The organism is Rhodopirellula sp. UH5, from assembly GCF_056839225.1.
The window spans coordinates 4,680,453-4,699,320 of record NZ_CM166390.1; the positions used below are offsets into that span (position 1 = coordinate 4,680,453).

Here is an 18,868-nt window from a genome sequence, read left to right on the forward strand (position 1 = left end):
GCATCCTCCCCCACAGCTGCTCACCCACCATGTTCGTTTCTTTTCGCAACCTGATCCCTTTGCTTTTCGTTTGGCCTGCGGTGACCTGCGTCATCGTCCACGCGAACGACGACATTGATTTCAATCGCGACATCCGGCCGATTCTTTCGGACCGGTGTTACTTCTGCCACGGTCCCGATGAAGCCACCCGGGAAGCGGACCTGCGATTGGATGTTCGCGAAGATGCCGCGTACGTCTTGGAATCAGACGAGTTGCTGGACCGCATTCAAAGCGACGATCCCGATCTGCTGATGCCACCACCGCACGCGAATCTGGAGCTGACCGACGAGCAGAAAGAGATGCTCAAGCGTTGGATCGACGAAGGAGCTCCTTACGCAGCGCATTGGTCGTTTGAAAAACTGCCTCTGACGGTCGAAACGCCCTCGGTCAAACAGGCCGACTGGCCCCAACAAACCATCGATCCATTTGTTCTGGCCAAAATCGAAGCGGCCGGGCAACAGCCCAACCCTGAAGCGGATCCGTTGCGCTGGTTGCGACGAGTCACGTTGGACTTGACCGGATTGCCACCATCAGCGGAAACCATTCAGAGCTTTGAACAAGCCGTCCAGAAAGATCGCGAACGAGCGTATGAAGCGGCGGTCGATGAGCTGCTGAAGTCCTCCGCGTTCGGCGAACACATGTCGATCGCCTGGCTCGACGTCGCTCGCTACGCCGATTCTTACGGCTACCAAAGCGACAAACTCAACACGCAGTGGCCCTACCGAGACTGGGTCGTTCGTGCTCTGAACCAGAATCTTCCTTACGACGATTTCTTGACCTGGCAAATCGCCGGTGACTTGCTGGAAGACCCCACGCCAGACCAACGGCTGGCCACCGCTTTCAATCGCATTCACCGTCTCAACAACGAAGGCGGTGCGGTCTTTGAAGAGTGGCGAATCGAAAACGCTGCTGATCGCGTCCACACCTTCAGCACTGCCGTGATGGGACTGACATTGGAGTGCGCCCGATGCCACGATCACAAGTACGACCCGATCACCGCTCGTGACTTCTATTCGCTCTCGGCGTTCTTCAACTCGATCGACGAAAGCGGCGTCTACGATCGCACCGAAAAAGTGCCCTGCCCGTCAATGCTGCTTCCAACCGAAGAAGAATCCGCGGCACTCGAACAAGCGCGCACACAAATGGCCGCTTCCGAACAACACTACCAAGCGGTTCTTGCAGATGCGAAGGAACGTTTCAAGACCAGCGAAGCGACTTCCATCACCGCCGACGACATCCCCGACCTCCGCCTCGCCTTGGCGTTGGACCAAGGATTCGACAACGCCGTCAAACCCGTTTATCACCCGTCCGAGTCCGACCGGTCTTGGGCGAAGATGTGTGATTTGGTCCCCGTCGAGAATTGCGAGATCGCTCGGCTGAATCCAACGCTGGCCGATGACGAAAAAGCTCGCTCAGCAGCCAAGGACGATTCCAAAGCACCATCAACCGATCAAGCCAACGGTCCAATCGAACGAATGGCATTGCAGCTCGATGGCGAACGCGGCGTGACTGCTCACGAGATTGAACCGCTGGATCGCTGGACGCCTTTCACCGTCGTTGTCACGCTCAACGATCCCGAACGATCACCGGAACGCAGCCTGATCGTCCACCACACTCGCGGCACCGACTGCGGCTACAACGGGTACGACCTGACGATCCAAGACGGCCACCTCGAATCTCGTTTGGCTCGGGTTTGGCCTGGCAACGCGATCAGCGTCAAAACGGTGGAATCGATCCCAGCCAAACAATGGCATCAAGTCGCGGCAACCTACGACGGGTCCTCCCAGGCGTCGGGGCTGAAACTTTTCCTCAACGGTCGGGAACTGGAAACGGTGACGCTGCGTGACGAAGTCAAAAAGTCATGCAATGTCGTCGTCGACCATGGCGGAGACTTCGTGATCGGCCAACGTTTCCGAGCTCGTGGCTTCGCCGGCGGCTTGATCGATGACGTCCGACTGTACGAACGCAACCTGACGCCACTTGAACTGCAAGTCCTCGCAACCGGCGAGGCTCAACCTGCCGACGAAGTGACGTTCGCGTCCGCCATCGATCAAGTCACTCGCGATGCGGTTGCTCAACTTCGCCAGGCTCGACATCAATATGTGATGGCCGAAGAAGTCATCCAAGAAGTCCCCATCATGCGTGAAATGGAGCAACCTCGCGAAACGCACCTGTTGCTCCGCGGGGAATACGATGCCAAGACCGACGAAACCACACGCGTGGAACGAACGGTCCTGAAAGCCATCCCGATTCCGTTCCCTGAGGACGCTCCGAAAGACCGCTTGGGCCTGGCTCAATGGATCACGCACCCAGAACACCCACTGACCGCTCGTGTAGCCGTCAACCGACTGTGGGGTAACTTCTTCGCCGATCCATTGGTCCGCACGCCCGAGAACTTTGGTTTGCAAGGCGACCTGCCAACGCATCCCGAATTGCTGGACTGGTTGGCTCGCGATTTCGTCGATCACGACTGGGACATCCAACGCATGTGCCGGAACATCGTGCTGTCAGCGACTTATCGGCAAGACTCCCGCTGCACCCAGGAAAAATTTGAGAGCGACCCGACGAACCAATTGCTCGCCCGGGGCCCGTCCTACCGACTCGCAGCCGAACAAATTCGTGATCTCGCACTGGCCGCCTCTGGGTTGCTGAACCCCGAGATGGGCGGCCCACCAGTGTCGCCGTATCAACCGGGCCAAGACCTGTGGCGAGAATCCAACGGGATGTCGCCTGCGTATCAACAATCAGTCGGCAAGTCGCTCTACCGACGTTCGCTGTATTCCGTTTGGAAACGCACCTCGCCGCTTCCCAACATGATGGTCTTCGATGCCTCGACGCGGGAAGTCTGCACCGTCAAACGCTCGCGAACCAACACGCCGTTGCAAGCACTCGTTCTGCTCAACGACGAACAGTTCATCGAAGCGACCCGGGTGTTGGCGACCCACTTGGTGAGCGACCAAGCCCCTGAACAGAGAATTGAAAATGCGTTCCTGAAGCTGGCCGGACGACGTCCCGATGCAACCGAACGGGAAGAACTTGTCACGCTTTATCAACGCGAACTGGACTTCTTTGAGGAAGACGTCGAGTCCGCCCAAAGCTACCTGTCCATCGGTGAGCGAGAACTGCCCCGCGAAGTTTCCCTTCCCGAACTCGCCGCAATGACCTCGTTGTGCCAAGTCATCCTGAACTTGGACGCCACGATTTGGAAACGCTAGCAGGCAGACGAGCCCGCGTTGGTACATCGCCGCCATTTTTAACGCATGCAGATTGGGAACTCTTGCCGGTCAGAGTTGTGGATGTCGGCCAAGAGTGGCCAACCTACATCAGAATCACAACCCGACGCGTGAGTGAGGGACCACATCGAATCCCTCGCTTGCGCATTCGGGTTGTCAAAGATGCTTCGCCGCGTCGGCCCAAGTCTCGAACGAGTTCATCCGCAAACATTCCTGCCTGTTTCGAACCGTCCATCCGAAGTCTGCTTCCCACCCTTCCAAGTCCTCCCCCAACTCGCCTTCTTCCTTGCGAGGGAAACCATCATGACTCCTGACTTTTCACTGCAATCCAAACGCCGTGTCTTCCTTAAACAAGCCACCTCCACCGTCGGTGCCGCCGCACTCGCGCACTTGCTCGGGCGCGACATGGCATCGGCTGCGACACCCACGCCAGACCTCGGCGGGATGCACTTTGCTCCCAAAGCAAAACGCATCATCTACTTGTTCCAATCGGGCGGACCGGCCCAGCAAGACTTGTTCGATCACAAGCCGATGCTGGAACAAATGCACGGACGCGAATTGCCACCTGAGGTCCGCGGTGAACAACGTTTGACCGGCATGTCGGTGAACCAAAGCTCGCTGCCGGTGGCGGCTTCCAAGTTCAAGTTTGCTCAACACGGGCAATCTGGTGCCTGGCTGAGCGAACTGCTGCCCTATCACCGCGACATCGTCGACGACGTGTGCTTCATCAAATCGATGCACACCGAAGCGATCAACCACGACCCCGCGATCACGTTTTTTCAAACCGGGTCGCAGATCGCGGGCCGGCCATCGCTCGGTTCCTGGATCTCCTACGGGCTGGGCAGCGAAAACGATGACCTTCCCGCCTTTGTGGTGCTGGTCACCAAAGGCCAAGGCGGCCAACCGCTGTACTCGCGTTTGTGGGGCAACGGATTCCTCGACTCCAAGTACCAAGGTGTCCAGTTCCGTGGCGGTGAAGATCCGGTGTTGTATTTGTCCAACCCCGACGGCATCTCGCGTGATCATCGACGTCACCAACTCGATTCGATCAACCGTTTGAACTCGCATCAATTCCAACGTGAATTTGATCCGGAGATCCAATCACGCATCGCTCAGTACGAGATGGCGTTCAAGATGCAAACCAGTGTGCCTGACGCAACGGATTTTTCCGACGAACCGGAGTCCACGTTTGAACTGTACGGTGAAGACGCCAAGCAACCGGGGACCTTCGCCGCCAACTGTTTGTTGGCGAGGCGTTTGGCCCAACGCGACGTGCGGTTCATTCAGCTCTACCACCAAGGATGGGACCAACACTCCAATTTGCCCAAGGGAATCACCGGCCAAGCCAAGGAAACCGACCAAGCATCCGCGGCGCTCGTCAAAGACCTCAAGCGTCTGGGGATGTTGGATGACACCTTGGTCATCTGGGGCGGTGAGTTTGGACGCACGTCGTACTCACAAGGCACCCTGACGCCGGGCAACTACGGGCGAGATCACCACCCGCGTTGCTTCACGACCTGGATGGCAGGCGGCGGAACCCGGCCCGGCATGAGCTACGGAACGACGGACGAATTCAGCTACAACGTGGCTGAAAACGGGGTCCACGTGCACGATTTCAATGCCACGATCCTGAATCTGATGGGCATCGATCACGAGCGACTGACCTACAAGTACCAAGGCCGCCGGTTCCGCCTGACCGATGTGCACGGGCATGTTGTCCGCGACATTCTGGCTTGATCTTCAGGTGATCACGTTGTGCCCGATGCTTGCCTGCACATGACATTCAGGTGCATATCGATCGGGACAAATTCGCGACAGTCCACCGCGTGTGACGCTTCGCCACAGGTTTCACCACCCTCCGTGCCGCAATAATTTAGACTGACGTTTGCGTGCTGGCCTTCTTGACACCTCTCGTTTTGTCAGTCGTCATTCGCTGTGATGGATCCGCTACGGCATCAACCCCAAGATCATTCCCATGATGGACGTTGAGATACTCAGTCGGTTGCAGTTCGCCGGAACGATCATGTTCCACTACCTGTTCCCGCCATTGTCGATCGGGTTGGGTCTGCAGTTGTTCCTGTGCGAACTCGCATCCTATCGGACTCGCGATCCTGCTTGGGAAGCCGCGGCCCGGTTTTGGACTCGGGTTTTCGCAGTCAATTTCGCGATGGGCGTGTCCACCGGCATCGTGATGGAATTTGAGTTCGGCACCAACTGGGCCGCCTACTCACGCTTCGTTGGTGACGTGTTTGGATCGGCGCTCGCCGCGGAAGGCATCTTCGCCTTCTTCTTAGAAAGTGGGTTCTTGGCCGTGCTGGTGTTTGGCTGGGACCGGGTTGGTCCGACCATGCACTTGTTCAGCACGTTGATGGTGTCTCTTGGGTCGATATTCAGTGCGGTTTGGATCGTGGTCGCCAACAGTTGGCAACAAACACCAGCGGGATACCACATCGTGTGGCACGACGTGCAAGGTGAATCCATGCCGCGAGCGGAGGTCACCGATTTCTGGGCCATGGTTTTCAATCCCTCCTCGGTGGACCGACTGACTCACACCTTGATCGGTGCGTTTGTCTTGGGAGCCTTCTTTGTCGCGTCCGTTTGCGCCTACTACTTGCTCAAAGGGCGACATGAAGAGTTCGCTCGTCGCTGCTTGTCGATCGCTCTGCCCACCTCGTTGTTGTTCACGATCCTTGCGGCTGCGACCGGACATGACTCGGCTCAAAAGCTGGTCGAAACACAACCTGCCAAACTCGCTGCGATGGAGGCTCACTTCGAAACAACTGACCAACCCACCGGGCTCTACCTTTTCGGTTGGCCCGATGCAGAAGACGAGACCGTTCACTTCGGTGTCCAAATCCCCTACCTGTTGAGCCTGATGGTTCACAACGATCCCATGGAACCCGTTCCGGCAATGGATCAGATCCCGGCCGATGAACGCCCGCCGGTGTGGCTGCCCTTCCAAACCTTTCACCTGATGGTCGGCTTGGGAACGATGATGATCGGGGTGGCGGGACTGGCCTGTTGGTTCTGGTTTCGTGATTCCTTGTCGCAGCGACGTTGGTTGCTGTGGACCATTGTGTTCATGCCCGTTGCCGCGATGACCGCCAATCAAGCGGGATGGGTCACCGCCGAAGTGGGGCGGCAACCGTGGATCGTTTACCCCTCCGTTCAAGACGGTGTGGAGATGATGGGTTTGAAGACCGCCGATGGACTCAGTGAATCCGTGACCGCCGAACAAGTCCTCAGTTCGATCATTCTATTTGGCATCATCTACTCGATGCTTTTCGCGGTCTGGGTGTTTGTGCTGAATCATAAAATCCAACATGGCCCCGAGAGTGTCGAGGCTCTGCTGGAACACAAACGAACCACGCGAGCGGATTCCATGTCCGAGCAATTTGAACACAGCGGCAAATCGCACGGCGGTGACTTTCTCGAGGAGGACTCGCAATGAGCTACGAAACCGTGACGTTTGTCTGGTTCGTGTTGCTGGGCGTGCTGTTGTGCGGCTACGCGATCCTGGATGGCTTTGATCTCGGGGTCGGAATCCTTCATCCGTTCCTCGCGAAAACCGATCAAGAACGCCGACTGGTGATGAACTCCATCGGGCCGCTCTGGGACGGCAATGAAGTCTGGCTGGTCACCTTTGGTGGAGCCTTGTTTGCTGCGTTCCCCGTCGCTTACGCCACCGTGTTCAGCAGTTTCTACCTGGCTTTCTATCTGCTCCTGACCTGCTTGATCGGACGCGCCGTCAGTCTTGAGTTCCGTTCCAAAGTCCATTCACCCACCTGGCGACGACTGTGGGACTTTGGCTTCTTTCTGTCCTCCACTTCCGCGGCGATGCTGCTGGGCGTCGCCGGGGGAAACGTCATGCAGGGAATGGAACTTGGTCCCAAGTATCACTACGAAGGCAGCCTGCTCAGCCAACTGGGGTGGTACCCGTTGATGATCGGGATGTTGACCGTGTCCCTGTTTGCACTGCACGGTGCGATCTACTTGTATCTCAAAACCGAGCATGAACTGCAGAGCCGAGTTCGATCCGCGATCACGCCGCTGTTCTACGTGTTCGCGGGAATGTACTCACTGGCAACCCTCGCGACGTGGTGGCATGTGCCTCACGCCACCGAGAACATCGCCAATTACCCTCTCCTTTGGATCGTCCCGATCCTCAATGCGTTGGCCGTGCTGAACATCCCCAGGGCCATGCACCTGGGCAAACCAGCGTACGCCTTCTTTTCATCGGCGATGGTGATCCTGGCTCTGGCATCGTTGTTCAGCGTCGCGATCTACCCGAACTTCATGCTGTCGACGATCGACCCCGCCTACAGCATCACACTGGACAACGCTCGCAGCAGTGAAGGCACCCTGAACATCATGTTGATCATTGCCGGACTGGGCATGCCCTGTGTGCTCAGCTACACCCTTGTCATCTACTGGATCTTCCGTGGGAAGGTACGTATCGACACCAACAGCTACTGAACGTGCCTGGAACACGACGGTTGCTCAAGCGTTTCGGTCGAACAGCAATCCGTTGAGTGAACGCCCCCGCGAGGTCGAGACACCCAAGAGTGATTGCAGATTGACCAGAGTCTCCTTGGTCACGTTGTAGGCATCCAGTGCGTCTGAATTTTGGCTGTCGTACTTGCCGCCGGAAGCCAATTGAAACAGATCCACCAACGCGGTTTGCGTTGCTTCCAAAGCGGTCCCCGTCAAAGAGGACACCTGAGACCCACGGTAAGACTCCGCCGCCGCCCCATTGGCCGTGATGGTGAAGTTATCAAAACTCCCGCGAAAACCTTCAGCGATTTGGAACCCGATTCGAACGCCATCCTGTTCGAATTCATACCGGCCATTGACCTTGTCCACTTCTTGACCATTGATTGCAAACTGTTCGCTCTTTGCCGAGGAGTGATAGGTGCTTGGGGTTCCTGTGCGACGCTTGGCGGTGACCTCCGAATCAATTTCAAAGGCGTCGATGGCTCCGACAAACTTGTCGACGAACTCGAGGTCGATCGAACTTTCGCCGACGGAAACCTCAAAGGTGTTGGTCGCCGAAGTGTACGTTTCACCGTTGATGGTCGCTTGCCCGTCTTGCCCATTCGCGTTGCCGTTGCCGTCACCACCTGTGACGGAAAACTCATCCTCCTCCGAGCGCAACGTGATGGGATCGATCGCCCCCAGGAACCCTGTGTCGACGTCAAAGCTCATCACCGCGGAATCAACGGTGATCTCAAATTCATTGCCATCCGCAACGAAGGATTGGCCATTGATCGTGGCCTCGGCGTCCACCCCATAGGCAGTCCCGGTTTCGTCTCCGCCGGTGAGATCGAAATCGCCGTCCGAAGTGGTCACCTCGATGGGGTCGAACGCTCCCGTGAACCCAGACTGCACGTCAAAGGAATACGATCCCAGTGAATCGGTGTAGTCCACCTGATTCCCATCGGCGGTGACCGATTCACCATTGATGGTGAGCTGGGCGTCCGTGCCCGCGGCGTTTCCATTGCCGTCACCGCCATCCGTGCTGAAGGATCCCGATGTCACGTCCACTTCGACCTTGCCTTTGGTTCCTTCGTTTTGGCTTTCCAATGTCAGTGTGCTACCCGACAACGTCGCGACCACTCCTGTGTCACCGGTCTGATCGTTGATGTCATCCCGAAGCGAACTGAGCGATTGAAACGTCGACACATCAATTTCCACGGTTCCCAATTCACCGGTGAGATTGAAGGTGGCTCTGCTGGTGGCGGCCCCCCAAAAACCATCATAAGTCAGCTGCCCTCGGGTGGCCGTTTGGTCCACGGTACCACTGAGAATGTTGGTCGAACGAGGCTCCGAAGAGTTCACTGTGAACCCTTGAATCTGACTCGCGTTGACTCCCTCGACGTCGACATACTGCGTGATGTCGTCCAATGTCACCTGGATGCTTTCCGACGACCCAACGGTCTGCCCACGGAACTGAAGTGTGTCGCCATCGACAGTCGCAACCACTCCTGTCGATTCCGTCTCCGCATTGATTCGATCGCGAACATCCGTCAGAGCTTCCCCTTGAGCGATCGCGATTTGCTCGCTGCCTGAGTTGCCCGACAGAGTGAACACAGCCGTGTCGACGACGCTGCCACCGCTGCCTTGGTATTGCAACTTGGCGGCGTCAGCGGCGGTGGTGATGGTCCCGGACAGATTGACCTCAGCCCCGTCTGCGATGCTCTGCAAATCAAATCGGGGAATCTGTGCCGCGTTGACGCCTTCGATCGTGGGGCGGAATTGGCGAACAACATTGGACAGACGAACTTCCGCGTCGTCGCCACGCAACTGCGACACAAGTCGAAGCTCGTTGCCATTGACTTCCGCCTTGACCCCCGTGAACGCCGACACATTGTTGATCTTCTCGGCAAACGAAATCAAAGATTCACCACGAGTGGTTTCCACATTGGCGCTGCCAAGGTCTCCGGTCAAATCAAAGTTGGCCGAACCCGAGACCAACCCACCGGCGCTGCCTTGATAGGTCAGTCTCGCAACCGTCGCCACCGAGTCGACTTGCCCCTGGATGGTTTGCGAGACGCCGTTCGACAACCGGCTCATGTCCACACGATCCACCTGTGACTCGTTGACTCCAAAAAGCTGGTTCTCGCCCTCGTTCCGTCCTGTTCGGATCGGACGCACCGTCGCTTCCAGGCTTTGCGAGGTCCGCGATGTCAAACGCAGTTTTCCATCCACTTCAATCGCTTTGACACCAACGTTCTTCGAGTTGATTTGTTGAGCCATCCCGGAAATCGAACGTCCCGGTTGAAACTGAATCCGTCGTTCCGAGTCGCCGACCTTCAGATCGAGGGTGCCGCCGCCCTGCAAACGCCCCGCGTCGGTGATCAGGATCTCGGCGTTGCCAGCCTGCTGGGTGATACCACCAGAGAAACGAGCCGATGCATTGGGTGGCAGCGAGAGGATTTCCAAGTCTTTGATCTGACTGGAATCGAGACCACGCACGACGGAATTCTCGGATCCGCCCAACGTCAACGATTGCCCCAAGAGTTCGCTGATTTCAGTCAGAGCCGTGTCGATACTGCCCTGAAAACTCGTGAATGAACTCCCAACTCGTGCAGCATCCAAGAGCTTTTCGCTGATCCCGGCAACCAATGAATTGATCCGGTCAGACGTGGTGTCCACGCGACGAAGAAGCGTTTCGGGTTCAGCCTGACTGGACGCACGGGCGCTCAGTTGAAAATTCTCGACAAGGAGAGACTGACTGGCGAAACTCGTTGATGTACTGGAGCTGATTGTCATCGTAGGGGGTACTTGGTTTGGAACAGCTGACTGCCCATGTCACCTAAGAAGGAACCCCCCGGCTCCCGAACTGCCCTCGGATGAGGCAGCACCTGAACTCTAGGTCACGATCGCAGCTGAAGCCTCATAAATATGCGAATTTCACCACCTGCCAAGATCAGATCACGCAATCACCCAGCAGTATTCACTGCTGTTCTGGACGCCAAGCCTTGTTTCGGTCACCGGCTCGACCTGTTGGGGCAGCGATCCTCGACAGGTTAAAGTACCGGCCTCCCACGTCGTCGTGGCTCAGACGAGCGGTTGCCACACGACCAGTCCCACCACCAAACCACAAGATTTCGTCATGGAAAAAGTGCTGATCGTCATCGGCGATGCCACCGAGTTGCTGGACACGATGTACCCGTATTACCGGCTGCAAGAAGCCGGGTTCGAACCGATCGTGACCGCACCCGAGAAACGGCTCTACCAACTGGTGCTGCACGAAGTGAAACCAGGTTGGACGATCACCAAGGAATGGGAAGGTTACACGCTCGATTGCGACGTCCCCTTCGCCGAGGTGAAAGAAGACGACTACGCGGGCATCTTCTTCTCCGGCGGCCGAGCACCGGAGTACATTCGCTACGACAAAGACTTGGTGCGGATCACGCAACACTTCTTTGACACCAACAAACCCATCGCCAGCGTTTGTCACGGGGTCGAGATTCCCGCCTACGCCGATCGCGTTCGAGGACGCCGAATGGCCACCGTTGCCAAGTGCCAATTCGACTTAGAAGTTTGCGGCGGAATCTTCGTTGACGAACCCTGCGTCATCGACGGCAACCTCGTCAGCGGACGCACCTACCGCGACAACGGCTTCTACATCGCGCCCTGGATCAACCAACTCGAAGCCGCACGCGATTCCAAGGGGTAAGCAGGTGGAAAGCAATCATCGGAAATCATCATGTGAGCCGTTTGGGCGTTAGCCCCGGTTGTACGCGGAAGCAACAACGCTTGCCCAAACGGTTCTAATACCGAAAGACTCCTGCCGACCTGCCTGGCATCCCGGATGAGACACCATCCGAAACATGTCATGCGAAGTCAAACAAGCGTCCAACGAGGAGAGCCCAAATCCTCTTGGCAACCGCACCAACGCGAATCCCGTGTGCACCGCTTGGCTAATTGACCTCCGTCCCCTTTTTATTGGCGTCCCCTTTTTATTGGGTCGGCCGAATGGGTTCCTTCAAGTCACTGGCCGATGCGGTGGAAGTACCACACCTGACTGGACCAATCCGCAGGTGGATGCAAACGAACCTCGGGACCTGGCACTTCGTCGCCGGCTGAGTTCTGACCCTGAGCCTCGCGGGTCAGAACGCCGTCCTCGGGTGCCCATCCGTTGACCAATCGGAAGCCACCGTTTCCAGCTGGAATGAAGAACCATTGCTGGCTCGTCCAAGCCCCATTGAGCGACTGCATCCCCACCGTGCTGCCCGGCAAGACATCCTCCGGATCGTCGCTGACCGCTGGCTGTCGCGTCAGGTAGTCCGCCCCATCGCCCCACAAATTGCGAATGCGATAGGCACTGGGGCCAATGCGTTCCAGTTCCCACTTCAAACTCGACCAAGACTCCGATTGCTCGTCCAAACGCTCGGCGTAGACTTCCGCGCTCGGGACAAATTGGCCTTCCGAGGCGGGTTGCCCGGAGCGTGCCAGGTACGACGTTTGCCAATCCCAACCGCTGGTCACTCGATAGGTGTCGAACGGTCGATTCAACAGCGTCGCCTGCATCTGCACATAAGCCAACTTGGGCGAGATCGGAACCACGCCATCGCCGCCTGCGATCGGCGTTGCGAACATCGATGTCCCCGGTGGCACCACCGTGTCCGAGTATCCCGGGCGACGATCGGCCAACGTCAGTGTGAAGTCCGTGTCCTGCAACCATGAGGTCTGATCGGTGTAATCCCACATCAAGAACGACTTGCACGCGGGTTGCTCGAGCGCGATCTGCAACAGGTTCGAAAACACGCGAGCTTGTCGCTGAAGTTGTTCCTGCGACGGCGGACTGCCCGTCGGATCTTGCGTGTGCACGGCCGCTACATCGCACTCGGTGATGAAGACCTGAAAACCCTCATTGGCAAACCGCTGAAAGTTTTCACGGATGCTGTCGTAGTTGGGTTCGTAGCGAAGGTCGAGCCAGTGGTTTTGGAAACCAACGCCGTCGATCGGAACCCCTTGATCGCGCAGTCGCTTGCACAACGCCAACAACCGATCCGACTTGTCGTTCACGGTTTCGGCGGAGTACTCATTGAGAATCAGCAACGCGTTTGGATCGGCTTCGTGAGCCCACTCAAACGCTTTCGCGATGTAGTCCGGCCCCATCGCCGCGTACTCTTTGTAAGGCACGAAGTTCTCGCCACTACCGAGCCCCATCCGAAGCCCATCGGCATCCATCACATCGCCGTTGTCACCGATGACTTCGTTGACAACGTCCCACACCCAAACACCACCCGAAACACTGCCCGCCATCGTGGACGTGTACTGCTGCAACACCTGCTCAACGTCTTCATTGGGCAATTGCTGAAACCATGGCAAGCGAACATTCTCGGTCGGGTAGACCAACACGTGAGCATGCACCTGCATCCCATTCTGAACCGCCCACGCAACATTTCGCGTCAGTCCCGACGTGTCGATCGGCTGCGTCGGATCAGTCCAAGGGCCAAACGGCATGAATGCCTTTGCAGTCACCGCATTGAACTCCGAGCGAGCCAGATCCAGGACCGGTGTGTCGAGTGAATCGGTGTCGTACCCGCCCATCACTCCGCCAATCGCAAAGTTCGGCGGCACGAGCTCCCTCAGGCGATCGCCAGGGAAAGCTTCCTGTCCCGAAGCATCGGGCAGCCATCCGGACGCAAGACCAAGCAGAACCACACAAACCGTGGGAAAAGAAGCACTTCTTGAGGAAAACATGCACACGACCAGTGGAATCATCTGAAGGAACGGGGATCCCAAGAGACCCCCCTTCGCACAGATTGTAGCCCGGTCAAACCCCGAAGCTCCCGTTTTCGGAGTTGTTCAGAATTTCCAACTGGCCTCGACGAACACCGCATCGTGCAAATCGAATTCAATCGCATCCTGCTCGTACTCCAGCGATCGGTTGAAGACGTAGCCGACCTCCATTCCCCATCCCCGATTGCCCGTCACAAGCGTTTCGTAGCCACCGAAGACCCGAAGGCCATTCACGGTCAATTCATCGCTTTGGCCGTCTCTGACGCCGCCTTCGCGGGTCACCGCCCATGTATTGCCACCGATTGAACCGCCGAGAAACGCCCAGCCTTCTGCCTGGCCCGGATCGACCCACAATCGGCGATTGAGTTGCGGACGGGGCATCATCAGATCAATCTTCCACTCCGGCGAAGGCGTCCATGTCAGGCCAATCGCTGGCAACACACCCAGGTCGCTGCGATCGAAGTAAACCGCCCCCAGCGAAAGGCTCAGATCATCTCGGCATTGCCAATTCACGAGCCCCAGTCCAAACAAGCGAAACGCGTTGTCACTGGTGGTGAAATCGCTGCGAACGGACGGCGTTGCAATCACGATCGTTGAGATTCGCTCATTCCACTTCTTGCGGTGAAACAACGTCACGCCGGTGCTGTACAGCGTCTCGGGAGCATCAATGCCCGATAGACCGCTGAGATGGTCCGCACGAAAGAACGGACGCACTCCCAGCAAATTGTCAAGGCTGCCCAGGGGGATCCCTGTGCTCAGACGAATCTCCCAAAACGTCTCATCCAGTCCGCCCGTTGTCCCGGGACCGACGGGTGAGCCACTGCCATCGGTGAGATAACCACCCAGCAGTTCGCCACCTTGGAAAACACCTCGTCGGAAATTCTCGAGTTCCATCTCCGGCGGACTCGCGACGGCCCATTGCTGGGGCGCATTGATTTGCACCGGCAGTTCGGCCGCTGAAAACTGAGCGACCGACGGTTGAGTTGGTTGCCCTTGAGCGACAGCGGTTCCAGCGGTGAACCACAAAAAGAAACCACCCAGAACGAACGAACGTGCACGATCCAATGTGCGACGTCGAAACCGTGTGCCCTCGTCCATGAGGTCTCACTCGTTCAGATGGGATAGGGCTGACAGGAATCGAACCTGCACTCCCGAAGGAACTAGATCCTAAATCTAGCGCGTCTGCCAGTTCCGCCACAGCCCCGTGGCGACCAGACTCAGGCCTGGTCGGTCAATCAAAAGCACCGAAGCGAGCATTCGACGGTGAAGTCGAACATCGTTGCATCGTCACTTTGGCTTTTCGTCGTTGCTGGTTGCAACGACGAATAACTCGCAGTCCCGATCAGCTGGCGCCGGGTTCGCCGCCTTCGGCGGCCACCGTTGGAACGACCCAAACCTTCAGGCTGGCGTCGACTTCGCTGTGCAGGTGAATCTTCACCGTGTACAGACCCAACTCTTTCAAAGGACCTTCCAAGCGGATCTGGTCTTGAGCCAAGGTGATCCCGCTGGCCTTGAGGGCATCCACGATTTCGTGAGGGCCGACACTGCCGTACAAGTGACCTTCGTCGTTGGCGTTGGCTTCGATCGTGATCGACTGCTTGGCCAATTCGTCGGCTTGTTCGCGATAGCTTTTCAGCTTTTCCAACTCGATGGCACGCAATTTTTCGCGGTGCTTTTCGACCATTCGTTTGTGGTGATCGGTCGCGATCGTTGCCAAGCCTTGTGGCAACAAGTAGTTCAACGCGTAGCCGGATTTGACTTCGACCAAGTCACCTTGGCGTCCGAGGTGCTCCACGTTGTGGATCAACAGCAGTTCAATGCCGCCGTTCTGTCCTTTTGGAAGACGTTTGAAGTGGCTATTCGCACGCCGAGTCGCTGATTTTGACATGGTTCAGGGGTCGAAGAAAAAAGGGTTCTGATTCGGGATGAACGGAGGTGACGTGAACGTCAGGCGGCAGTTTGGAAGCTAGAACGGGATATCTGGCTCGTCGTAACCTGGGCCGTCTCCGGTCGGTTGTGAATCATGCGAGGAAGGAGTATTGGAATTGACGTAATTGGAAGGTTGCGAGTCGACTCGAGACGCTTCCGAGCTGGGTCGTGAGGCTGCGGGTCGTCCGCCTCCACCACCACCGCCACCGGATTCACCTCGGCCGCCGATCATCTGCATGCGTTCGCCGATCACTTTGACCTTGGAACGCTTCTGACCGTCTTTTTCCCACGTGTCCTGTTTCAGACGGCCTTCGACAAAGATCGGTGAACCTTTGGAAAGGTACTCACTGGCAACTTCTGCGGTGCGTCCAAAAAGCGTGATTTCGAAGAACGAAACATCTTCGACCCACTGTCCATCGGACGCTTTGCGTTTTTCGTTGACTGCGATCGAAAACTCCGCGACGGCCATCCCACTCGGCAAATAACGCAGTTCAATGTCACGGGTTAAATTCCCCATCAACATCACGCGGTTAAAACTTGCCATGGTTGAGTCCTCCCGGAATTCAAATCAGTCGTGATCAAGCATCAGCGGTTTCAGCAACCGCTTCGCCGGAGTTTTCGGTTGACTCTTCGTCGGCACCTTCCGCACCAGCGGGTCCGGTGAACTGTTCACCGCGAGCGTTGGCCAGGATGGGCTCGACCAAACGTGGGTCCAACCGGATGGTCAGCTCCCGAATGACGGGCTCTGCCAAGGCAAAACCGCGAGCCAACTTGGTCAAGTTGGGACCTTCCATGCTGAAATAGATCAGGTAGTAGGTGCCTTTTTGGTGCTTGTCGATTGGATAAGCAAGCTTTTGCTCCATCCACATCCGACTGACTTGCACTTCACCACCGTTCTCGGCGATCAGCTCTTCGAGCTGCTTCGCGACGCCACCGGGGTCGCGTGCGTAGTGGTTGCTATCGAGGATGAAAAGCGTTTCGTAAGTGTTGACTTTTGCCACGGGACAGATCGCGGGAGGTGCGGGAACGGGAAAAAAAGTGACTAAGCGCCGCTGGCGGCATTGTAACGGTTCATGGCTTCCGTCACCCCCTTGGCCACCCAACAAGCGGTGGCGTCGCAGGAATGCACGATGGCATGTTCCATTTCTTCTAATTCAGTTTTGTCAAACTTGCCCAAAACATAATCCGACACCTGCCATTTTGCTGGCGGACGTCCAATTCCGATCTTTAGTCTCGCCCATTGATCGCTGCCGAGGTGACGAATGATGTCGACCAGGCCTTTTTGACCACCTGCGGAACCCGATCGTCGCAATCGAACGCGACCGGTTTCGAGGTTCAAGTCATCACAAATGACGAGGATGTCTTCCGGGGAAAGTTTGTAATAATCAATTGCCTTGCGGACACTTTGCCCACTGGCGTTCATGTAGGTATGCGGGCAAAGCACCAAAACCTTTTCGTTTTCGATGCGACACTCGCTGATTTCTCCCTCAAATTTGGTCGTCGGGGGAGAACCGACAAACCGACGCACCAATGCGTCAGCGACCATGAATCCAATGTTGTGGCGAGTCTGATCGTACTTACGACCAGGGTTCCCCAAGCCGACGACTAACTTCACTCGTCTGCGTCGCCAGAGCCTTTGCTGATCACCTCAGGTTCCGCCAAGGAGTCGCCTGCTTCGGCGATTTCTTCATCGCGTTGGGCTTCGATGTGAGCGATCACGACGTCGCCGTCGGTGATCAATTCCACACCCTCAGGCAAGGTCAGGTCGCTAGCCAGTTTGTGCTGGCCGACACCCAATTCGGCGATTTCTAGAACCAGGTGGTCAGGAATCGAACCTGCCGAGCAACGAATTTCAACTTCGAAAACGTTTTCGAGCAACATGCCGCCTTCGCGAACACCAACGGCTTCGCCGTGATGCACGATCGGCACGCCCAACTCTACCTTTTCCTTCAGGTTGACCCGAATCAGGTCCATGTGCAGCACTTCGATTCCCAAGGGATCCCACTGCATGTCGCTGACCAAGGCGGTCTCATCGACATCGCCAGCCAGTTGAACCGTCTTGCTGTGGTGACGCAGCAAACCTTTGACTTGCGCCGAAGGGACCGCCAAGTGCTCGTTGGCTTCGCCGTGACCGTACAAGACTGCGGGAACATGACCGTCGCGACGCAAACGGCGAGTGGCGGCCGTGCCGGTGGATTCACGTTTGGTGACTTGAATGACGTCCGTCATAACGGGGACCGACCTGGGCAATAAAAGTGGAGATGGAAGGGGAAAACCGCGGTGAAATCTTGTTCGCTGCCATCATCGTTGAACCAAAACCGGCACTTTGGAAAGTGTGATTCCGAACACGGGGCGCGGGATTCCTGGCGGAGCAATTTTTCGAAGCACGGCAGTATGCCGATTTCCTGCCTGTCTGCAAGGCCAAAACTACCTGTTTTGCGTCCTCGATCCAGTTGCACTGGCAATGGCATCGTTGATCGCATCCAACATCCGGCCCAATGAAGCTTCGTCCAACCCTCGATTTCCCAGGTGTTCTCGCAACGCGGGAGTCCAAGGAATCGACGTTTTTCCCGGCAATTGCTGCAGCGCAAAGGCTCGATCACTGGGGATGGTCCAGGAGATTTCGTTTCCATCGACATGAATCGCACGATCCTCCACCGTATCAGCTGGAATGAGATGAATCGGCATCGCCGATTCGATCGCCCACTGCTTTGCCCCCGGTGGCGTGAGCTCTTCGTTGAGCAGCCAGACCGCCATCGCCGTCCGACCCGTCTGGGGGTGCGTCCAAATCAAATGCCGCATCCGGCGATCGACATGCTGAGCGTTGATGGACATCACGGCGGTGACATCGAAGACAATCAACGAAGTGGTCTGGATCACGACGATCGGCGGATCCATCATCGCTTCGTTCTTGGCCAACACGCGACTGGCGATCATCCCCAGGTCCGCGCCCAGCGATTCCGCTTTCTCTGAATTGACAATCGTTGGTCGCTTGCCAATCAAGTACGAATGCCCCAGACCCACTTCGCGAAGCTGGTACTCACCGTCCTCTTGAACCACCGTCGCCATGATCGCCAACCCAAACAGACTGCTGTTCTGACGCACCAGGTCGGTGACGTCGCCGACATCGCCATGGGTCAACTTGGGTGTCCCCAAAAACAACAATTGGTTGAATCGATCTCGCGGCATCGACTGGGCCACCAACCCTGGCGGCAATCGAACGACTCCGGAATCGACTCCCCAGGTGGCTTTGGCGATTGGTTGCTGGGCGAAGACCGAATTCGGCCCCGATGCCGACGACAGCAGCAAGGTTGCGGAGATCCAACCAGACCAAACGGCAATCGCCAAACCAACCTGGAACAGGCGGGTTTGGCGATGCGAGTCAGATTCCATCGAATGGATTCGTTTCATCG

Annotated in this window: 14 protein-coding genes and 1 tRNA gene; 5 read left to right on the forward strand and 10 right to left on the reverse strand. The window is 57.0% G+C overall.

Features of this window, described 5'->3' with window-relative positions; translation table 11 throughout:
- The first annotated feature begins 29 nt into the window (after positions 1 to 29).
- The 4 genes from UH5x_RS16540 (at position 30) to cydB (ending at position 7,748) form a co-directional block, all read left to right on the forward strand.
- Positions 30 to 3,254, forward strand: a complete 3,225-nt coding sequence (locus UH5x_RS16540; protein WP_482633061.1) for a DUF1553 domain-containing protein — start codon at positions 30 to 32, stop codon at positions 3,252 to 3,254.
- A 321-nt stretch (positions 3,255 to 3,575) separates the two neighbouring features.
- Positions 3,576 to 5,009 (forward strand): DUF1501 domain-containing protein, encoded by a 1,434-nt coding sequence (locus UH5x_RS16545; protein ID WP_047814674.1) that lies wholly within the window; start codon positions 3,576 to 3,578, stop codon positions 5,007 to 5,009.
- A 238-nt stretch (positions 5,010 to 5,247) separates the two neighbouring features.
- Positions 5,248 to 6,723 carry a cytochrome ubiquinol oxidase subunit I gene (locus UH5x_RS16550; RefSeq protein ID WP_482633062.1) on the forward strand — a complete coding sequence of 492 codons (1,476 nt, stop codon included), beginning with the start codon at positions 5,248 to 5,250 and terminating at the stop codon, positions 6,721 to 6,723.
- Complete coding sequence (cydB, locus tag UH5x_RS16555; protein WP_047814676.1) at positions 6,720 to 7,748, forward strand: cytochrome d ubiquinol oxidase subunit II; 1,029 nt, start codon at positions 6,720 to 6,722, stop codon at positions 7,746 to 7,748. The genes UH5x_RS16550 and cydB overlap by 4 nt, the downstream gene beginning before the upstream one ends.
- A 24-nt stretch (positions 7,749 to 7,772) precedes the next feature.
- On the opposite strand, the gene UH5x_RS16560 is transcribed toward cydB, so the two are convergent.
- Positions 7,773 to 10,427 carry a flagellin hook IN motif-containing protein gene (locus UH5x_RS16560; RefSeq protein WP_482633063.1) on the reverse strand — a complete coding sequence of 885 codons (2,655 nt, stop codon included), beginning with the start codon at positions 10,425 to 10,427 and terminating at the stop codon, positions 7,773 to 7,775.
- 400 nt (positions 10,428 to 10,827) lie between these two features.
- Between UH5x_RS16560 and UH5x_RS16565 the strand changes: the two genes are divergently transcribed.
- A complete protein-coding gene (locus UH5x_RS16565; RefSeq protein ID WP_482633064.1) occupies positions 10,828 to 11,454 on the forward strand; it encodes a DJ-1/PfpI family protein in 627 nt (208 codons plus the stop codon).
- Between the two features lie 314 nt (positions 11,455 to 11,768).
- Here the strand turns inward: UH5x_RS16565 and UH5x_RS16570 are convergent, their stop codons facing one another.
- From UH5x_RS16570 to UH5x_RS16610, 9 genes are all read right to left on the reverse strand, one after another.
- A complete protein-coding gene (locus UH5x_RS16570; protein ID WP_482633065.1) occupies positions 11,769 to 13,364 on the reverse strand; it encodes an endo-1,4-beta-xylanase in 1,596 nt (531 codons plus the stop codon).
- 228 nt (positions 13,365 to 13,592) lie between these two features.
- Positions 13,593 to 14,624, reverse strand: coding sequence for a hypothetical protein (locus UH5x_RS16575; protein ID WP_482633066.1), 1,032 nt, complete (start codon positions 14,622 to 14,624; stop codon positions 13,593 to 13,595).
- A gap of 24 nt (positions 14,625 to 14,648) precedes the next feature.
- Positions 14,649 to 14,730 (reverse strand) — tRNA-Leu (locus UH5x_RS16580).
- Between the two features lie 138 nt (positions 14,731 to 14,868).
- Positions 14,869 to 15,414 (reverse strand): 50S ribosomal protein L9, encoded by a 546-nt coding sequence (gene rplI / locus UH5x_RS16585; RefSeq protein WP_047814680.1) that lies wholly within the window; start codon positions 15,412 to 15,414, stop codon positions 14,869 to 14,871.
- 78 nt (positions 15,415 to 15,492) lie between these two features.
- Positions 15,493 to 15,999 (reverse strand): single-stranded DNA-binding protein, encoded by a 507-nt coding sequence (locus UH5x_RS16590; RefSeq protein WP_047814681.1) that lies wholly within the window; start codon positions 15,997 to 15,999, stop codon positions 15,493 to 15,495.
- A gap of 34 nt (positions 16,000 to 16,033) precedes the next feature.
- Complete coding sequence (rpsF, locus tag UH5x_RS16595) at positions 16,034 to 16,456, reverse strand: 30S ribosomal protein S6 (RefSeq protein WP_047814682.1); 423 nt, start codon at positions 16,454 to 16,456, stop codon at positions 16,034 to 16,036.
- A 41-nt stretch (positions 16,457 to 16,497) separates the two neighbouring features.
- Positions 16,498 to 17,070, reverse strand: a complete 573-nt coding sequence (pth, locus tag UH5x_RS16600; RefSeq protein WP_047814683.1) for an aminoacyl-tRNA hydrolase — start codon at positions 17,068 to 17,070, stop codon at positions 16,498 to 16,500.
- Positions 17,067 to 17,684 (reverse strand): 50S ribosomal protein L25, encoded by a 618-nt coding sequence (locus tag UH5x_RS16605; protein ID WP_047814684.1) that lies wholly within the window; start codon positions 17,682 to 17,684, stop codon positions 17,067 to 17,069. Before UH5x_RS16605 ends, pth begins: the two co-directional genes overlap by 4 nt.
- Before the next feature lie 198 nt (positions 17,685 to 17,882).
- Complete coding sequence (locus UH5x_RS16610) at positions 17,883 to 18,866, reverse strand: pyruvate kinase (protein ID WP_482633067.1); 984 nt, start codon at positions 18,864 to 18,866, stop codon at positions 17,883 to 17,885.
- Positions 18,867 to 18,868: the final 2 nt, after the last annotated feature.